Raw genomic sequence first — 18,484 nt, 5'->3', positions numbered from 1 at the left:
TGCGTAAAAGCACGGTCGTCCGGACAGTGATCCGGGCGCGGCGAACCCATGATTATCGACTCATGCGACAATAGTCCTCGTTGCCGGGTCCAGTTGCCCGCAAACCGGCTCTCTGCCGGGGACGAAGAAACCCCTCATCACAGCGGGTTTTCCGGCTCCCACCCCTGACCTTCATCTGCCTTGACTGGCTCGGTGTCACCAAGACGCCAAGCGGGCCGATGCCACTGCGCCGTGTATGGCGCTTGTTGTTTCCACAATGAATTTTGACGAACTGAAGCTGGCTCCCGCCATCTTGAAGGCTGTGCACGAGCACGGCTACGACACCCCCACCCCCATCCAGGCGCAAGCCATCCCCGTGGTCCTCGACGGCCACGACCTGCTGGGCGGCGCCCAGACCGGCACCGGCAAGACCGCGGCCTTCACCCTGCCGATGCTGCACAAGCTCACCATGAGCCGCAGCGCCACCAACAAGTTCGGCGGCATCGGCATCCGTGCCCTCGTGCTGACCCCCACGCGTGAACTCGCGGCCCAGGTCGAAGAGTCGGTGCGCACCTACGGCAAGTACCTGCAGCTCGACTCGACCGTGATCTTCGGCGGCGTCGGCATGAACCCGCAGATCAGCAAGCTCAAGAAGGGTGTCGACATCCTCGTGGCCACCCCCGGCCGCCTGCTCGACCTGCAACAGCAGGGCATGCTCGACCTGAGCCAGGTCCAGATGCTGATCCTGGACGAAGCCGACCGCATGCTGGACATGGGCTTCATCCACGACGTGAAGAAGATCCTGGCCCTGGTGCCCAAGGAAAAGCAGAGCCTGCTGTTCTCGGCCACCTTCAGCGACGAAATTCGCGACCTCGCCGGCTCGCTGCTCAAGAACCCGCAGAGCATCCAGGTCACGCCGCGCAACACCACGGTGCAGCGCATCACGCAGGTGATCCACCCCGTGGGCCGCGGCAAGAAGAAGGCGCTGCTCGCGCACATCATCAACGAGCACAAGTGGAGCCAGGTGCTCGTCTTCACGCGCACCAAGTTCGGCGCCAACAGCGTGGCCGAGTTCCTCACCAAGAACGGCATCGAGGCGATGGCGCTGCACGGCAACAAGAGCCAGAGCGCCCGCACGCAGGCGCTGGCCGGCTTCAAGAGCGGCGACATCCGCGCGCTGGTGGCCACCGACATCGCGGCCCGCGGCATCGACATCGACGAGCTGCCGCACGTCGTGAACTACGAAATCCCGAACGTCAGCGAAGACTACGTGCACCGCATCGGCCGCACCGGCCGCGCCGGTTCGAGCGGCGAGGCCGTGAGCTTCGTGTGCCTGGACGAAGAAGGCTTCATGCAGGAAATCGAACGCTTCACGAAGCAGACGATTCCGGTGCAGAAGGTCGAGGGCTTCGGTCCTGAAGAAGGCGAACGCGCCGAACCGATCGCCATGGGTCGCCAGACGATCTGGGGCGGCGCCGGCCGTCCGCCGAGCCGCGAAGTCATGCAGGCAGCCGCCAAGGCCGCCCGCACCGAAATGATGTCGCGCATCCGCGAGAACAAGGCCGGCCAGGGTGGCGGCGAACGCGCTGGCGGCGGTGGTGGTGGCGGCAACGGCGGCGGTCAACGCCGCGGTGGCGGCCAGGGCGGCGGCGGTCAAGGCCGCAATGCCAACGGTGGCGGCCAAGGCCAAGGCCAGGGCCCGCGCGGCCCGGGCGCAGCCCGTCCCGCACAAGGTCGCGGCCCGCAACAAGGCCAGCCGCGCGCACCGCAGCAGCCGCATCACCACACGCCGCATGAAGAGCGCCAACCGCGCCATCACGGCAACAGCCACAGCCCGACGCAAGCCAACCAGGTCGCGCACCTGCGCGCTGAAGCCGTCGCAGGCGGCGGTGCAGCCGGCCAGCCGGATCCGTTGCGCACGAGCGTCGACCACATGGGTGGTCGCGGTCGCGGCGGTCGCCCGGGTGGCGGCGGCGGTGGTGGCGGCTACGGCGGCAACCGTTCGGGTGGCGGTGGCCGCTCGGGCGGTGGCTACGGCGGCAGCGGCGGTGGCGGCAACCGCTCCGGCGGTGGCGGCGGCGGTCGTTCGTTCGGTCGCTGAAGCCTCCTTCAAACTCTCCGAGTAGACCGTGCAAAAGGTCTACTTGGAATCTCGAATGAAATGCCTCGCTGATGCGGGGCTTTTTTTATTGCTGAAGCGAACCCGTGCAACTTCCAACTCTGGTTGCTGAGCGTCCGCACGCGCGAACAATCGCTTTGGAGTTCGGTGACTTCACAGACTCTTCGTTCGCCCAGAAGAAATAGAGAGGCTCCATACATTTGCCTCCCAGGAGAAAGTTATTCAGTGCGATCACATCCTGATTTCCGTGGCAATCAAGTGAATGGCTCAGGCCATAAGATCGGCGCCCTTCCATGCAACATTGACTGGCTCGACACGCTCCCTGTATCTTGAGTGAGGCTGCGAGAGATTTTTCTGGCGGCTATCAACATAGGGATTTTTCGTGCGCAAGGATTCAATCGTTAAGAGAACACTGCAACGCCCCTCGCTCAGATCTTCTGTCAAACCTGAGCCTTGGTGGTTAGTTGCAGCAAAAGCACATCCGTTCAAAACGCTCACGACGGCAGTTTTATTGACCGGGGGGTTCATGACGCTTCTATTTCTGGTTTCTATCAAGCATTTGCCAGAACTGGACTGGGCAAGCTCGAGTACGCTATTGGCGGCAGTAGCTGTGATCGGCATCGCTATCGTCCTCTTCATTGGTGGTGGAGGCGTCGCTCCAGCCATCATCTCGATGAGTATTGAGAACAAGGGCGCTGTATCGGGCATGGCGATTCGCAATATGCTGCTGTGCGGTATCCCTGCGGTGTTCTTATTGATTTTGTTTTTTGTCCACCCTCTTGTCCCGCTGTCATCCCAGCTTCCTACGATCGATCAGAGTTGGATTCTCAGTGCCACTCTTCTCTCAATGGCCTTGCTAGCTTTTGCGATCGGCTGCTCTGTCGAAGGGAAGAGCCGGAAGCCCGCCACTTCCAGAGCATCAGTATGGATGCGTCGAGCTGACCTCTCGTTCAGCTATTTCTTCGTTCAGGTGATTTGGGCAATGATGCTCATGACAATCGTGGTCACACTCGCCTTGATGCGGCAAGGCAGCGAGCCCGACAACGACACACGCTTCTTCCAAGCACTCGTCGTTTGGTTGGGAGTACTTGCACTCGTCAATGCCTTGGTACTCCGATCCAATACGCTGCACGCCGCGGTGCGAGGTGCCTTTGCGGGGATGCTCACCATGCTGATCGCCCTTGTGATGCAAGGCAACCTCACAGGACTTGCACTGACAGCTTTTAAAGCCCTTGGTCTTGCAAACATTCCGGCTCGCCTAGTACTGACAGCCCATGGATGCGAGCTACTCAATGCCGCGGTCCGGGGCGGTCCTGTGTGTACCTCGTTGCCCGATCAGAAGATCGCAGTCGTCTGCCCAGCAATACTTAAGTCTCGGCTCGGCTCACCCTATTTGATTGAGCTTGCTCCAATGGATGCGGAGGGCCACTGGCCCGCAGTCGATGGCCGCCAGACGATCCCAATTCCTAGGAAAGAGGTGCTTTCATGGCCGCGGATCGGAGCGGATCAGTCACAAAAGGTGCTTGCTGGCGGCGCATTGACGCGACCTTCAACCATTCTCACATCCCTGAATAAGAGCAACCAAATGGAGCAACTCTGGCTAGATGAGCACTGCAATGATCTGCCGTCTACGAAGAGTGGGCCCGAACACGAATAGAGGGTCCCAAGCAAAGCACTCTGGGGCGACTTAGCTATCGGCAGTTGCCGTGAGATGGCCAACACCTTCTCAGGACACAATGTGTTGGCCATGCCCTCCTACATCCTGCCCAACTACGCCACGCTCTTCGTCGCGACCTGCAACCTGCTCAACCTCGCGAACCCGAACCGCGTGTACTACGAGAACCAGGACGCCTACAACGAGCGCGAATACGAACGCAAGATCGACTGGATCGGCGAGCGCATCCATGCGCTCAACGCCGACGTGCTCGCGGTGCAGGAGGTGTGGGACGAAGCGGCGCTGAAAGCCGCCATCGGGCGCAGCGGACTGCGCTACGACTTCGTCTCGGTGCCGGGCGCCGAGAACACGCCGCCGCCCGCGAGCCCACCGGACACGCCCGGTCGGCCAGGCGCACAAGGCACGCCGCGCGTCGGCATCGTCACGCGGCTGCAGGTGGAAAGCACGCAGTCCTTCGTCGACTTTCCACCGGGCTTCGGCGTCGACGTGCCGGGCCTCGGCCCGCACACGCGCTTCGAGCGCCCGCCCCTGCTGGTCACCGTGCGCATGAAGCACGGCCAGCAGGTGCATGTGCTGACGGTGCACCTGAAGTCCAAGCGCCCCAAGTTCCTGCAGGACGCGCAAGGCAACTCCCTCGAAGATCGCGACGACCGCAAGATCGGCGCGATGGCCTCGCTGCGCTCCTTGCTGATGCGCGGCGCCGAGGCCGCAGCCCTGCGCTGCATCGTGATCGACCTGCTGCAGGGCACCAACGTGCCGCTGGTGGTGATGGGCGACTTCAACGACAACCCGCACAGCGTGACCACGCAGCTGGTGGCCGCGACCTCCGAGGTGGCCTACGACAAGGCCGCGCGCGACGTGGCGCTGTTCAACGCCTACGAGATGCAGGGCGAGTCGGCGCTCAAGAAGGACGTGGCCTATTCGCACATCCACCAGGGCTTCCCGGATGTGCTCGACCAGATCCTCGTGAGCGAGGAGTTCGTTGCCACCAGCCGTCACAGCCTGGGCGACGTGCGCCGCGTCGACTACTTCAACGACCACCTGCACGAAGGGCGCGACCGCTCGCGCTCGGACCACGGCTTCGTGCGCGCCCTGCTGCGGCTGCGCACCGACGACAACCGCTGACGAACGAAGTCGCTACGCCGCTTTCGACACCCGCACGATCGCGTCGGCGCGCTTGTGCAGGTCGGGCAGCAGCTCCAGACCGAGGCCGGGCTTGTCGTTGAGGCTGATCATCCCGTTCTCGACCTTCGGCAGCTCGGTAACGAGTTCCTTGTACCAGCCGGTGAAGAAGGCACGCACGCTCTCCTGGATGAGCGCATTGGGCGCATGCAGGCTCAGGTGCGTGGACGCGGCCCAGACCACCGGCCCGGTGCAGTCGTGCGGTGCCACGGGCAGTTGCCAGGCATCGGCCATGGCGGCGATCTTGCGCGCCTCGGTGAGGCCGCCGCACCAGCTCAGGTCGAGCATCGCGACCCCGGCCACGCCGGTCTGCAGGTAGTCCTTGAAGCCCCACTTGTAGCTCAGCGTTTCGCTGGCGCAGACGAGCGCCTGGCAGTCCTTGGCGTACTGCTTGAGCAGATCGAGGCTGTCCATGCGGATGGCGTCTTCGTGCCAGAAGGTGTCGAACTCCTGCAGCGCGCGCGCGATCTTCTGTGCCATCGGCAGCCGCCACAGGCTGTGGAACTCGACCATGATGTCCATCTTGCCGCCCACCGCCTTGCGGATCTTGCGAAAGGGCTCGAGCGCGGTGTCGAGGTCGGCGTTGCTGATGTACTGCCCGTGGCTTTTTTCCGCCGCCGGATCGAAGGGCCAGATCTTCATGGCCGTGATGCCTTCGGACAGCAGCGACTCGGCCAGTTCGTCGGCATGGTGCAGGAAGCCCTGCAGGTCTTCGTACGGACCGTTGTTGTTCGCCGCCAGGCCCCAGTTCGCGCTCGTCTGGTTGGTGGCGCTGCGGATGTACTGGTAGCCCGCGCAGGTGTTGTAGATCCGGATCGCATCGCGGCTCTTGCCGCCCAGCGCCGTGTGCACCGGCATGTTGGCCGCCTTGCCGAAGAGGTCCCACAGCGCGATGTCGACGGCCGAATTGCCGCGCGTTTCCACACCCGACCCGCGCCACCCGAGGTAGCCCGTGATGTCGCGGTTGCGCGCCTCGATCTGCAGTGGGTCGGTGCCGAGCAGCTTGAGCGCCGCCCACTCGTGCAGGTAGGCCTCGACCGCTTCGGCGCCCATAAAGGTTTCGCCGAGGCCGACCAGGCCCTCGTCGGTGTGCAGGCGCACCCACAGGATGTTGGGAAACTCGCCGAGGCGGATGGTTTCGAGCTGCGTGATTTTCATGAAAAGGGTTCCGCAAAAAGAAAAAGCCGCAGCGGCGGATGCCGCGCGGCTCTTGCACACATTCAGCGCATGGCTGAAAGCCTCGATCAGCCCCCGCGCGCCTTCTTCAGCGCGTCGGTCACCACGCCCACGGCTTCCGAGCCGATGGTTGGCACGTTCTTGTCGTACACGGGCTTCACCTTCTCCAGCATGCGCTTCTGCTCGGCCGCCGAAACCTCGTTCACCGTCATCGTCTTGCGCAGGCTGGCCAGCGACTTCTCGTTGAGCGCGCGGTTGGCCTCGCGCTGGACCTTCTGGCCTTCCTTCGCGGCCTCGCGCAGCACGGCTTGCTCCTGCGGGTTGAGTTGGTCCCACAGCTTCTTGCTGTAGAGGATGAGGAACGGCGTGTAGGCGTGGCGCGTCACGCTCAGGTACTTCTGGACCTCGCTGAACTTGGAGGTCTCGATGGTCACGAAGGGGTTCTCCTGGCCGTCGATGGTGCGGGTCTCGAGCGCGGTGAACACCTCGCCGAACGCCATGGGCACGGCGTTGGCGCCCAGGGTCTTGAACGAGTCCAGGAAGATGTTGTTCTGCATCACGCGCAGCTTCACGCCTTCGAAGTCTTCGGCCTTGGTGACGGGCTTCTTGCTGTTGGTGAGGTTGCGGAAGCCGTTCTCCCAGTAGGCCAGGTTCACGAGGCCGGCGGCCTCGAGCTTCTTGTTGAAGTACTCGCCCGCGGGACCGTCGAGCACCGCGTCGGCCTCCTTCTCGTTGGCGAACAGGAACGGCAGGTCGAACGCGCCGAGCTCCTTCACGATGCCCACCAGCGGCGAGCTCGAGGTGCACACCATCTCCTGCGTGCCGGCGCGCAGCGCCTGCGTGGCCGGCAGGTCGCCGCCCGCGGCGCCGCCCCAGAAGGCCGTGATCTTCATCTTGCCGCCGGTCTTGGCAGCGAGCACTTCCTGCATCTTCTTCACGCCCACGCCCACGGGGTGGTCTTCGTTCACGCCGTTGGTGAACTTGATCGTGCGTTCGGCAAATTGCGCGAGGGCGCCGGTCGATGCCAGCAGGCCGCCGGCCACGAGGGCGGCGGTCATCAGGGTTCTGCGAAACAACATGCTTGTCTCCTTCGATTCGAGGGGTTGGTTGAACGAACTGACTGACAGGAAAAAACTAGCGCCCCATCCACCACTGGAGCGGAACGGTCACGAGCTGCGGGAAGAACACCAGCGCGAACAGCACGACGAGGTGGGCGATGAAGAAGGGCATCACGCCCTTGAAGGCATCGTCCATCGAGATGCGCGCCACGCCGCTCACCACGTTGAGCACCGTGCCCACGGGCGGCGTGATCAGGCCGATGGCGTTGTTCATGATGAACAGCACGCCGAAGTACACCGGGTCGATGCCGGCCTTGAGCACCACGGGCATCAGCACCGGCGTGAGGATGAGCACGGTGGGCGTGAAGTCGAGCGCGGTGCCCACGATGACGATCAGCACCATCATCATGAACATCAGCAGGATCTTGTTGTCCAGGAAGGGCTCGAGCAGCGCCACCACTTCGGTCGGGATATTGGCCACCGTGATCAGCCACGCACTCACCATCGCGGCCGCCACGAGGAACATCACCACCGCGGTGGTCTTGCCCGCCGCGAGCGTGAGGCGGTACAGATCTTTGACCTTGAGCTCGCCGTAGATGAAGAGGCCCACCACGAGCGAATAGACGGCCGCGACCACGGCGGCTTCGGTCGGCGTGAAGACGCCGAACTTCATGCCGCCGATGATGATGACCGGCAGCGCCAGCGCCAGGCTGCCCTGCGCCGTGACCTTCAGTCGCTCGCCCCAGGGCACGCGCGGCGAGGACTTCACTTTGTCCTTCCGGGCCACGATCCACCAGGCCACGCCCACCGCCAGCCCCATGAGGATGCCGGGCACGATGCCTGCGAGGAACAGCTTGGTGATCGACACGTTGCCCGCCACGCCGAACACGATGAGCCCGATCGACGGCGGGATCACCGGCGCGATGATGCCGCCCGCGGCGATGAGGCCGGCCGACCGGTTCATGCGGTAGCCGGCGGCCTTCATCATCGGGATGAGGAGCGCGGCCAGCGCAGCCGTATCGGCCACGGCCGAGCCCGACAGCGAAGCCATGATGATCGCGGCCAGCACCGCCACGTAGCCCATGCCGCCGCGGTAGTGGCCGACCCAGGCCATCGCCAGGTTCACGATGCGCCGGCTGAGCCCGCCCGCATTCATGAACTCGCCGGCCAGCAGGAAGAACGGCACCGCGAGCAGCGGGAAGTTGTCGGCGCCGTCGACAAAGCGCTGCGCAATGATCTGGCTGTCGAAGGCCGGCAGGCCACCGGTGTAGGCCAGCCAGCCCATCAGCGAGACGCCGCACACCAGCAGCGAGTACGAGATCGGAATGCCCAGTGCCATGGCGCCGAGCAGCGAGACGATGAAGATCGTGACGGTCATTGCGCCACCTTCCCGTGTGCGGCGGCGTCGAGCACCTGCTCTTCGGATTCCATGACCTGGATCAGTTCCTGGTCGGGCACCCTGCCCCGGAACAATCGCCAGAGCTTGTCGATGTTGAAGACGGCCATCACCACCGACACCACATAGCCGATGCCGTAGATCCAGATCATCGAGATGCCGACCACGGGCGAGATGTTGGTCACCTGCAGCTCGTGCATCTCGTAGGTGCCCATGAAGAAGAGCACGTTGCAGAACAGCATGAGCGACTGGCTCAGGAAGAAGCAGACCTTCTTGCCCATGAGCGGCAGGTGCTTGATGAGCGTGTCGACGCCCAGGTGCGCGCCGTCGCGCATCGCCACCATGGCGCCGATGTAGGTGAGCCAGATGAAGCAGTAGCGCGACATCTCGTCGGACACCGAAATGCCCGAATTGAAACCGTAGCGCAGCACCACGTTGCCGAACACCATGACGACCATCGCCACCATGCACACGACGACAAGGAACTCCAGCAGTCGAAAAAATCCGTCGATTGCCCTTTGCATCAGCATCTGCGTCTCCTGACTTTCCAGTGTTGTTATGGGATGTCTGCGCGACCGCGCCGCGCCTAGAGCGGGAAGGCCTTCAGCTGCGTCGCCGGCCGGCTGATGCGCGGCAGCTTCTTGCGCGAGGCCAGCACGGTCTCGATGTCGAGGCGCGCGCCGTCGATGAGCACCCGCACCGCCTTCTCGGCAGCCGGCGGATCGCGCGCGATCACGGCGTCGAGCACCGCGCGGTGCAACGGCAGCGAACTCGCGGGCCCGTTCTTGCGGGAGGTCGATATCTCGAAGCTGGTGCGCAGCAGCGCGCCCAGCGCACGGCTCATCTGCACCAGCATGCGGTTGTGGCTGGAGCGGATGAGGCCCTGGTGAAAGCGCAGGTCGGGCGTGATGTAGTCGCCGCCGAACTCGATGGCGCGCTTCATGCCCGCATAGGCGTCTTCCATGCCGGCGATGTCTTCGGTGGTAGCGCGCTGGGCGGCCAGCGCCACCGCCGCGGGCTCGACCACGCGGCGCAGGTCCTGCAGGTCGCGCAGGAACTCGGCCGACAGGCCCGCCTCCGTCTGCCACACGATGACGTCGGCATCGAACCAGTTCCACTGGTCGGGCGGCTGCACGCGCGTGCCCACCTTCGGGCCGCTGGTCACGAGACCCTTGGCGATCAGCGACTTGATCGATTCGCGCACCACGGTCCGGCTCACGCCGAGCTCTTCGCACAAGAGCGGCTCCGGCGGAATCGACGCGCCGGGCGCATAGCGGCCCGCGACGATGTCGCTGCCGATGCGATCGACCGTGTTGCCGTGGACGTTCTTGATCATGCGGGCCTGTGTGGGTGGTTTCTGGTGGTGTCCGGTGCTTCGTTTTCCTGCACGTGTCGAGGCCGGTTTCAGGTTGCCTTGCCTGTGCCGGCCACTCGAAAACCCTGAATGCGCGACAGCTCGTCACGCTTATCATATGATGATTGAAAGGGTCGTCCGGCAGGAAAAACCCTGAGGATTTCGGCTCCAGATCAACGACGAAGAGACACATCCCATGAGCAACGCCCCGAAGAAAAAGCCCGCCAGCGAACTGCGCAGCCAGCAGTGGTTCGGTCGCCATGACCGCGACGGTTTCATCTACCGCAGCTGGATGAAAGGCAAGGGCGTGCCGCACGACCAGTTCGACGGTCGCCCGGTCATCGGCATCTGCAACACCTTCAGCGAACTCACGCCCTGCAACTCGCACTTCCGCACGCTCGCCGAGCAGGTGAAGATCGGCGTGTACGAAGCGGGTGGCTTCCCGCTCGAGTTCCCCGTGATGTCGCTCGGCGAGACGCTCCTGCGCCCCACCGCCATGCTGTACCGCAACCTCGCGAGCATGGACGTCGAAGAGAGCATTCGCGGCAACCCGCTCGACGGCGTGGTGCTGCTCATGGGTTGCGACAAGACCACGCCCGCGCTGATGATGGGCGCGGCCAGCGTCGACCTGCCGACCATCGGCGTGTCGGGCGGCCCGATGCTTTCGGGCAAGTGGCGCGGACAAGAGCTGGGCTCGGGCACCGGCGTATGGCAGATGAGCGAGCAGGTGCGCGCCGGCACGCTCAAGCTGCAAGATTTTTTCGAGGCCGAGAGCTGCATGCACCGCAGCCACGGCCATTGCATGACGATGGGTACCGCCAGCACCATGGCCAGCATGGTCGAGTCGCTGGGCATCGGCCTGCCGGGCAATGCGGCCTACCCTGCCGTCGACGGCCGCCGCAACGTGCTGGCACGCCAGGCCGGCCGGCGCATCGTCGACATGGTGCATGAAGACATGAACATGTCGAAGATCCTCACGCGCCAGGCGATCGAGAACGCGATTAAGGTCAACGCGGCCATCGGCGGCTCGACCAACTTCGTGATCCACCTGCTGGCCATTGCGGGCCGCATGGGTGTCGAGCTCACGCTCGACGACTTCGACCGCCTCGCCGCCGACCTGCCCTGCCTCGTGAACCTGCAGCCCTCGGGCCAGTTCCTGATGGAAGACTTCTGCTACGCGGGCGGCCTGCCGGTGGTCATCAAGGAAATCGCCGACCACCTGCACAAGGACATCCTCACCGTCACCGGCCAGAGCGTGTGGGAGAACGTGAAGGACGCAGAGAACTACAACCCGCAGGTCATCCGCACCCAGGCCGAGCCCTTCAAGGACAAGGCCGGCATCTGCGTGCTGCGCGGCAACCTCGCGCCCAACGGCGCCATCATCAAGCCCAGTGCGGCCACGCCCGAGTTGCTCGTGCACAAGGGCCGCGCGGTGGTGTTCGAAAGCGCAGACGACCTGCACAAGCGCATCGACGACGAGAACCTGGACATCGACGAGCACTGCATCATGGTGCTCAAGAACTGCGGCCCCAAGGGCTACCCCGGCATGGCCGAGGCGGGCAACATGCCGCTGCCGCCGAAGGTGCTGCGCAAGGGCATCACCGACATGGTCCGCATCAGCGACGCACGCATGAGCGGCACAGCCTACGGCACCGTCGTTCTGCACACCGCGCCCGAAGCGGCTGCGGGCGGCCCGCTGGCGCTGGTGCAGGACGGCGACATCGTCGAGCTCGACGTGCCGAACCGCAAGCTGCACCTGCATGTGAGCGACGAAGAGCTGGCGAAGCGCCGCGCGAAGTGGGTGGCGCCCAAGGCACCGCTCGACTCGGGGTACTGGAAGCTCTATGTCGACACGGTGCTGCAGGCCGACCAGGGCGCGGACCTGGACTTTCTGCGCGGGCGTCGCGGGGCTTTTGTGCCGCGAGACAATCACTGATCTGGATGTTCGGGGCGACGCTCCCGCCGACGGGGAACCTTGCTCCGCGAATGTCCCCCGGGCTTCGCCCTCCTCCTTGATTTCGCTGCGCAAGGCACCCCATCGCCGTGAGCGTCATCAGCGCGGTCGTTGATCGGCCAGCACCACGACAGCGCTCGGTGTGCCCAGGACACTGGGTGCTTCCCGCAGCGAAATCAAGGAGGAGCGAAGCGGGGGACATTCGCGGAGGGAAGTACCCGGTGGCCTGGGCACGCGCCCCGAACCAACGCTCAAAGACGCAGACATGACAAGACTCATCGCCATCGACTGGGGCACAAGCTCGCTACGCGGTGCATTGCTCGACCCGAGTGGACACGTCATCGAAGAACGCAGCGATGCCCGCGGCATCCTCACCGTGCCCGAAGGCGGCTTCCCTGCCGTGTTCGCGTCGCTGTTCGGCGACTGGATGCGTCTGGAAGACACGCGCTGCCTCATCTCCGGCATGGCCGGCAGCAAGCAAGGCTGGGTCGAAGCGCCCTACTGCCCCTGCCCCGCAGGCCGCGTCGAAGTGGGCCGCAAGATCATCGACATCAATGCCATCCCCGGCGCACGCATCGCGATCGTTCCGGGCCTCAGCGACGAACACGCCGGCGTGCCCGACGTGATGCGCGGCGAAGAGGTGCAGATCCTCGGCGCCATGACGATCACCGGCCTGGACGACGGTGTCTTCGTGCTGCCCGGCACCCACAACAAGTGGGCGACGGTCAAGAAGGGCCGCGTCGCCGGCTTTCGCACCTACATGACCGGCGAGTTCTACGCGCTGCTGAGCCAGCACTCGATCCTCGCGCGCACGCTCGATGCGGCCGCACCGCTGGACGAAGCCGCGTTCCTCGAAGGCGTGACGCGCTCCGAGAACGGCCACGGCCTGCTGCACAACGCCTTCGGCGCACGCACGCTCGCGCTGTTCGAGCGCATGCCGAAAGAAGAGCTGTCGAGCTACCTGTCGGGCCTGCTCATCGGCGAAGAACTGCGCACGCAATCCGTTCAGGCCGTCGGCGAGGTCGTGCTGATCGGCTCCTCCGCCCTCACCCAGCGCTACACCCTGGCCCTGCGCGCCACCGGCGTTGCCACGCGCACGCTCGGCGCCGAAGCCACCTGGGCCGGACTGCACACGCTGTCCGGCTTTCTCGACACCGACCGGACACCCGCCGCATGACCACACCTCTCGACAAATTCAACGCCGCGATGCAGGCCCTGCCGCTCGTGGCCATCCTGCGCGGCCTCTCGCCCGCCGAAGCCGCCGATGTGGGCGATGCCATCGTCGAGCCCGGCTTCCGGCTGCTCGAAGTGCCGCTCAATTCGCCGCAGCCGCTGGAGAGCATCGCGCTGATGCGCCAGCGCTTTCCGACTGCACTGGTCGGCGCGGGCACGGTGCTCGACGCGAAGCAGGTGCGCGAGGTGCATGCGGCCGGCGGCGAGCTGATCGTTTCGCCCAACTTCAACGCTGACGTGATCCGCGAGGCCGCGCGCCTGGGCATGGTCTGCCTGCCCGGCGTGATGACGCCGACCGAGGCCTTCGGCGCGCTCGCGGCAGGTGCCACGGGCCTCAAGCTGTTCCCGGCCGAGCTGGCCTCGCCCGCTGTCGTGAAGGCCCTGCTCGCGGTGCTGCCGGCCGGCACGCCCGTGATGCCCGTGGGCGGCATTTCGCCGGACAACATGGACACGTGGCGCGCAGCCGGTGCGGCCGGCTTCGGCATCGGCTCGTCGCTCTACAAGCCCGGCAAGAGCGCCGCCGCCGTGCGCGAAGACGCGCAGCGCTTCGTGGCCGCCTGGGCCGGCCTCGTCCGCGCCTGATTCGACACGACTCATCGACCACAAGAAAGAAGGAGACCCCGCGATGTCCGCCGATTCCGAATACGCCAGCCCCGCTGTGCGCCAGTTGCGCGAAGACCTCGCGCTCGCCTTGCGTGCCGCGGCCCACCACGGCCTGTCCGAAGGTGTGTGCAACCATTTCAGCGTGTTGCTGCCGGGCGCGCAGGACCGCTACCTCATCAACCCACGCGGGCTGCACTGGAGCGAGATCGGCCCCGACGACATCGTGCTGATCGACGTGCACGGCGAAGTGCTCGCGGGCCGCCACCGCGTGGAGCCCACGGCCCTGTTCATCCACGGCGCGGTGCACCGGCTCACGGGCCACGCCGTGGTGCTGCACTGCCACATGCCCTACGCGACGGCGTTGACGCTCACGGTCGACCGCGCGCTCGACCCGACCGCCAGCCAGAACGCCATGCGCTACATGAACCGCATCGCCATCGACGCCGAATACAACGGCCTGGCGCTCGACGATGCCGAGGGCGAGCGCATCGCGCGTGCCATGGCGGGCAAGGACGTGGCCTTTCTCGCGAACCACGGCGTGATCGTGGCGGGCGGCACCATCGCGCACGCCTACGACGACCTGTACTACCTGGAGCGCGCCTGCCTGCACCAGGTGATCGCGCAATCGACCGGCCGCCCGCTGGTGCCCGTCAACGCCAAGCTGGCCGCGCACGTGGCGGCGCAGATCCAGGGTGAGCGGGAGCAGTCCGACCTGTTCTTCGAAGCGCTGCGGCGCATGCTGCCGGCACCGCAACGCTGAAAAAGCAGGGGCGCAGCGGCTTACAGCTCTTCATGCGATTTCGCTTCCGGCTTACAAGAACTTCACACAATGGCGCGACGATGAGGCATCGCAACCACTCCTCAGGAGTCGCCATGAAAAAGCTGACATTCGCCTTCGGTGCCGCCGCCCTGCTCTCGCTGGCCGCCCTCACCGCACCCGCCCATGCCCAGGCCGGCGGCCCGTTCATCCAGGCCCAGGTGTATGTGACGCCCGAGCCGCCGCCGCGCCACCGTTACTACGCACCGCCGCCGCCCCCGCGCCACTATTACCCGGGCCACTACGACGGCCCGCGTCGCCACGGTTACTACGACCACGGCCGTCGCGGCTGGGACGACCGCCGCCATGGCCGCCGGGACTACGACGGCGACGGCGTGCCCAACCGTTACGACCGCCGCCCGAACAACCCGTATCGCTACTGACGCACGTCAGACCGGCGGGCTCGCATACGCGGGCCGGTCGGTCGACAGGCTCTGCTTGAGCTGGCGCGTGACCTCGTCGGCCAGCACCTCGGGCAGGCCCGCTTCCACGCCCGCCAGCGCCTGGCGCGCTGCGTCGTCGGGGGAGGTCTTGGGGTCGGGCATGCGGGCCGCCATGTCGGTGTCCATGAGCGCCACATGCAGGCTCGTGACCTGCGTCCCCTGCCCCGCCAGTTCGTTGCGCAAGCCGTTGCTCAGCGACCAGGCCGCCGACTTGGTGGCGCTGTAGGTCGCCACGCCGGGGAACGTGGTCCAGGCCAGCGCCGACAGCACGTTGAGGACCGCGCCGCCACCATTCGACGCGAGCACCGGCGCAAAGGCCTGCGTGAGCGCCCAGGGGCCGAAGAAGTTGGTCTCGAACTCGGCGCGCGCCGCGGCCACCGCGTCGGGCGAACCCAGGAAGCTCGATCCGCGCGAGATGCCCGCGTTGTTGACCAGCAGCGTCACGTCGCCGCAGGCGCGCACGGCGGCCTCGATCTGCGCGGGCTGCGTGACGTCGAGCGCCACGGGCACGACGCCCGCGAGCGTGATGCTCTTGGGGTCGCGCGCGGCCCCGTAGACCTTGCGCGCACCGGCTGCGAGTGCCGCCTTGGCGAACGCCAGGCCGAGCCCCCGGTTGGCACCGGTGATGAAGACGACGGAATCCTTGATCTGCATGACGAGCCTTTCGTTGAAAAGAAAACCGGAGCGCTTCAGGCCTGCGCCACGCGGCGCAGCAAACCCTGCGTCGTGCGCGGCCATCCGACACGGCCGAACCACGCGCCGCCTGCGATGGCCGAGGCGATGACGATGCCGTACACCACCAGCGCCACGCCCTGTGCCGCGAACACGCCGGTGAGCCCGCCGCCCCAGCGCAGCGCCAGCCAGCCGCCGGTGCCCGCCACGGCGAGCCGCGCGATGTTGCCGATCACCGGCCACAGCAGCCGGCCCGCGCCCTGCGAGGCGAAGTACAGCACCAGCCCCACGCCGAAGAAACCATAGAGCGGCCCCACCACGCGCAGGTAGTGTGCGCCGGTCTCGAGCATCACGGGGTCATGGCCGAACAGCATCAGCCACGGGCGCGGGAACAGCGCGGCCGCCAGCCCGATGACCTCGGCCATGGCGAAGGCCAGCGCCGCGCCGGCCCAGGTGGCACGCAGCGCGCGCTCGCGCAGCCCCGCGCCCATGCAGGTGCCGACCATCGCCACCAGTGGCGCGCCCAGGCCGAACACCAGCGGCACCAGCAGATACTCGAGCCGCGACGCGGTGCCGTAGCCCGCCAGTGCGCCCGCGCCGAAGTGGCCGGTGAGCGCGGTGGCGATGCCGATCGACAGGTTGGTCGCCACCGTCGACACCGTGCCGATCAGGCCGATGCGCAGGATGTCGCGGAACAGCGGCCAGCGCATCTGAAACGCCGCCAGCGTGGGCCGCAGCAGGCTGCGCGGCGAGCGCAGGTAGGCGATGAGCGCGAGCGAGCCCAGCAGGTAGTACAGCAACAGCGCCAGCGCCCCGCCCGCGATGCCCATGCCGCCCCACGGCCCGATGCCGAAGATCAGCAGCGGCGACGCCGGAATGAGGAACACCACGCCCACCACCGTCACGTTGGCCGGCACCGCCATGTTGCCGGTGCCGCGGATGATCGCGGACAGCGAGTTGAAGAGCCACACCAGCACCGCGCCCGCGAACACCCAGTTCGAGTACGTGAGCGCGGCTTCCAGCGCGGCGCCCGAGCCGCCCATCACGCCATAGAGCCAGCGCCCGCCCAGCAGCAGCGCGAGCGTGAAGCACAGGCCGAAGCCGAGCGCGATGACCACCGCGTGCCACACCAGCGCATCGGCATCGCCGCGGCGGCGCGCGCCCAGCGCACGCGCGATCGACGAGGCGATGCCGCCGCCCATCGCGCCGCTGGAGGTCATCTGCATCAGCATGACGATCGGGAACACCAGCGCCATGCCGGCCAGCGCGTCGGTGCCGAGCTTGCCGACGAAGTAGGTCTCGATGAGGCCGACGGAGGCCTGCGCCAGCATCACGAGCACATTGGGCGCGGCGAGCCGCAGCAGGGTGGGAATGATGGGTGCTTCGAGCAGCCGGCGCGTGCGCGGGTCGAGGTCGCTGTTGTTTTGCGGGGTGGTCATGCGGGTCTCCGGCGTTCAGGCGCGCGCGGCGGCGCTGGTGGTGGCCGCACCCGGTGCGGCAGCGGTCTTGGCGGGGCGGCGGATGGCCATGACGATCACCGCCGCGAACAGGCAGGCCGCGCCCGCCGTGTACAGCGCGGGCGTGTAGGTCAGCAGCAGCGTGCGCGCGAAGCCCGCGCCCCAGGCCGCGGTGGCCGCGCCCAGCTGGTGGGCCGCGAAGATCCAGCCGAACACCAGCCCGACCTTCGCGGGGCCGAACGCGGCGCCCGCGAGCTTGACGGTCGGCGGCACGGTGGCGATCCAGTCGAGGCCGTAGAACATCGCGAACAGGCCCAGGCCGTAGATCGTGAACTCCGAATGCGGCAGCCAGAACAGCGACAGCCCGCGCAGGCCGTAGTACCAGAAGAGCAGCTTGCGGTTGTCATAGCGGTCGGAGAGCCAGCCCGACAGGATGGTGCCGACGAAGTCGAAGGCGCCCATCATCGCGAGCACCGAGGCGGCGGGCACGGCGCTCATGCCGTAGTCGCCGCACAGCGAGATGAAATGCGTCTGCACCAGGCCGTTGGTGCTCAGGCCGCAGATGAAGAAAGTGCCGGCCAGGATCAGGAAGGTGCGGTTGGTCGCCACTTCGCGCAGCACACGGAACGGCGTGGCGAAGTTCATCGTGAAGGCGGGTGCCGGCGCCGGCTGCGTGCCGGGCGCTTCACCGTAGGGCTGCAGGCCGATGTCCGACGGCCGGTTGCGCACCAGGCACAGCGCGAGCAGTGCAATCACCACGCTGCCGACCACGATCGGCACGATGGCCGAGCGCCAGCCCCAGTGCTCGATCATCCAGGCAGCCAGCGGCAAGAAGGCCAGCTGGCCGGTGGCCGCGCTGGCCGTGAGCATGCCCACGACCAGGCCGCGCCGCGCGACGAACCAGCGGTTGGCCACCACGGCGCCGAGCACCAGCGCCGTCATGCCGGTGCCCAGGCCGAGCATCAGGCTCCACAGCACGAAGAGCTGCCACAGCTGCGAGGCCGTGGTGACCAGCGCCATGCCCAGTCCGACCAGCGTGAGGCCGGCGCACATCACCGCGCGCAGGCCGTAGCGCTCCATCAGCACCGCGGCGAACGGGCCCATGAGGCCGAACAGCGCAAAGCGCAGCGCGAGCGCGGACGAGATCTGCTCGGTGCTCCAGCCGAACTCGTCGCCGAGCGGCTTCATCATCGCGCCCGGCAGGCCGAGCGCGGCCGACATGGTGAGCATGGTCAGGAAGGTGACGGCCGCGACGATCCAGCCGTAGTGGATGCCGCGGCGTTGCAGCCATGCGGAGACGTGGGTGGCGAACATGGAACCTCTGCTGTTGGAATTGAATGGAGGAGGAAAAACGGCAACGCAGGCA

At 66.3% G+C, this 18,484-nt stretch carries 16 protein-coding genes; 8 read left to right on the top strand and 8 right to left on the bottom strand.

What is annotated here, in order from left to right; translation table 11 throughout:
• The first annotated feature begins 256 nt into the window (after positions 1 to 256).
• The 3 genes from GFK26_RS16065 to GFK26_RS16055 all read left to right on the top strand — a co-directional run bounded on the left by GFK26_RS16065 (position 257) and on the right by GFK26_RS16055 (position 4,898).
• On the top strand, positions 257 to 2,080 hold the full coding sequence (locus GFK26_RS16065; RefSeq protein WP_153282821.1) for a DEAD/DEAH box helicase: 1,824 nt from the start codon (positions 257 to 259) through the stop codon (positions 2,078 to 2,080).
• Positions 2,081 to 2,480: 400 nt separating this feature from the next.
• Positions 2,481 to 3,755: a hypothetical protein gene (locus GFK26_RS16060; protein ID WP_153282820.1), complete on the top strand. Its 1,275-nt coding sequence runs from the start codon at positions 2,481 to 2,483 to the stop codon at positions 3,753 to 3,755.
• A gap of 90 nt (positions 3,756 to 3,845) precedes the next feature.
• A complete protein-coding gene (locus GFK26_RS16055) occupies positions 3,846 to 4,898 on the top strand; it encodes an endonuclease/exonuclease/phosphatase family protein (RefSeq protein WP_153282819.1) in 1,053 nt (350 codons plus the stop codon).
• A 12-nt stretch (positions 4,899 to 4,910) separates the two neighbouring features.
• Here the strand turns inward: GFK26_RS16055 and GFK26_RS16050 are convergent, their stop codons facing one another.
• From GFK26_RS16050 to GFK26_RS16030, 5 genes are all read right to left on the bottom strand, one after another.
• The gene (locus GFK26_RS16050; RefSeq protein ID WP_153282818.1) at positions 4,911 to 6,113 is read right to left on the bottom strand and encodes a mandelate racemase/muconate lactonizing enzyme family protein; all 1,203 of its coding nucleotides are present in this window, start codon (positions 6,111 to 6,113) and stop codon (positions 4,911 to 4,913) included.
• Between the two features lie 86 nt (positions 6,114 to 6,199).
• Positions 6,200 to 7,210, bottom strand: a complete 1,011-nt coding sequence (locus tag GFK26_RS16045; RefSeq protein ID WP_153282817.1) for a TRAP transporter substrate-binding protein — start codon at positions 7,208 to 7,210, stop codon at positions 6,200 to 6,202.
• A 55-nt stretch (positions 7,211 to 7,265) separates the two neighbouring features.
• On the bottom strand, positions 7,266 to 8,567 hold the full coding sequence (locus tag GFK26_RS16040; protein ID WP_153282816.1) for a TRAP transporter large permease: 1,302 nt from the start codon (positions 8,565 to 8,567) through the stop codon (positions 7,266 to 7,268).
• The gene (locus tag GFK26_RS16035) at positions 8,564 to 9,109 is read right to left on the bottom strand and encodes a TRAP transporter small permease (RefSeq protein ID WP_153282815.1); all 546 of its coding nucleotides are present in this window, start codon (positions 9,107 to 9,109) and stop codon (positions 8,564 to 8,566) included. Before GFK26_RS16035 ends, GFK26_RS16040 begins: the two co-directional genes overlap by 4 nt.
• Positions 9,110 to 9,171: 62 nt before the next feature.
• The gene (locus GFK26_RS16030) at positions 9,172 to 9,921 is read right to left on the bottom strand and encodes a FadR/GntR family transcriptional regulator (protein ID WP_153282814.1); all 750 of its coding nucleotides are present in this window, start codon (positions 9,919 to 9,921) and stop codon (positions 9,172 to 9,174) included.
• A gap of 214 nt (positions 9,922 to 10,135) precedes the next feature.
• Here GFK26_RS16030 and GFK26_RS16025 point away from each other — a divergent pair, with 214 nt between their 5' ends.
• The 5 genes from GFK26_RS16025 (at position 10,136) to GFK26_RS16005 (ending at position 14,929) form a co-directional block, all read left to right on the top strand.
• Complete coding sequence (locus GFK26_RS16025; RefSeq protein ID WP_153282813.1) at positions 10,136 to 11,875, top strand: IlvD/Edd family dehydratase; 1,740 nt, start codon at positions 10,136 to 10,138, stop codon at positions 11,873 to 11,875.
• Positions 11,876 to 12,158: 283 nt separating this feature from the next.
• Positions 12,159 to 13,070, top strand: a complete 912-nt coding sequence (locus GFK26_RS16020; RefSeq protein WP_153282812.1) for a 2-dehydro-3-deoxygalactonokinase — start codon at positions 12,159 to 12,161, stop codon at positions 13,068 to 13,070.
• Positions 13,067 to 13,708: a 2-dehydro-3-deoxy-6-phosphogalactonate aldolase gene (locus tag GFK26_RS16015; RefSeq protein ID WP_153282811.1), complete on the top strand. Its 642-nt coding sequence runs from the start codon at positions 13,067 to 13,069 to the stop codon at positions 13,706 to 13,708. The genes GFK26_RS16020 and GFK26_RS16015 overlap by 4 nt, the downstream gene beginning before the upstream one ends.
• A gap of 43 nt (positions 13,709 to 13,751) precedes the next feature.
• Positions 13,752 to 14,489 carry an aldolase gene (locus GFK26_RS16010; RefSeq protein ID WP_095746253.1) on the top strand — a complete coding sequence of 246 codons (738 nt, stop codon included), beginning with the start codon at positions 13,752 to 13,754 and terminating at the stop codon, positions 14,487 to 14,489.
• Positions 14,490 to 14,602: 113 nt separating this feature from the next.
• Positions 14,603 to 14,929, top strand: coding sequence for a hypothetical protein (locus tag GFK26_RS16005; RefSeq protein WP_153282810.1), 327 nt, complete (start codon positions 14,603 to 14,605; stop codon positions 14,927 to 14,929).
• A 6-nt stretch (positions 14,930 to 14,935) separates the two neighbouring features.
• Here GFK26_RS16005 and GFK26_RS16000 read toward each other — a convergent pair whose 3' ends face one another.
• The 3 genes from GFK26_RS16000 to GFK26_RS15990 are packed head-to-tail and all read right to left on the bottom strand — an operon-like array spanning position 14,936 to position 18,432.
• Complete coding sequence (locus GFK26_RS16000) at positions 14,936 to 15,643, bottom strand: SDR family oxidoreductase (protein ID WP_153282809.1); 708 nt, start codon at positions 15,641 to 15,643, stop codon at positions 14,936 to 14,938.
• A 35-nt stretch (positions 15,644 to 15,678) separates the two neighbouring features.
• Positions 15,679 to 17,100: an MATE family efflux transporter gene (locus GFK26_RS15995; protein WP_153282808.1), complete on the bottom strand. Its 1,422-nt coding sequence runs from the start codon at positions 17,098 to 17,100 to the stop codon at positions 15,679 to 15,681.
• Between the two features lie 15 nt (positions 17,101 to 17,115).
• Positions 17,116 to 18,432 carry an MFS transporter gene (locus GFK26_RS15990; RefSeq protein ID WP_153282807.1) on the bottom strand — a complete coding sequence of 439 codons (1,317 nt, stop codon included), beginning with the start codon at positions 18,430 to 18,432 and terminating at the stop codon, positions 17,116 to 17,118.
• Between the last annotated feature and the right edge of the window lie 52 nt (positions 18,433 to 18,484).

The sequence above is a fragment of the Variovorax paradoxus genome, assembly GCF_009498455.1.
GTDB classification, from domain to species: Bacteria; Pseudomonadota; Gammaproteobacteria; order Burkholderiales; family Burkholderiaceae_C; genus Variovorax; species Variovorax paradoxus_H.
This window is presented reverse-complemented; position numbering and strand designations above follow the sequence as displayed.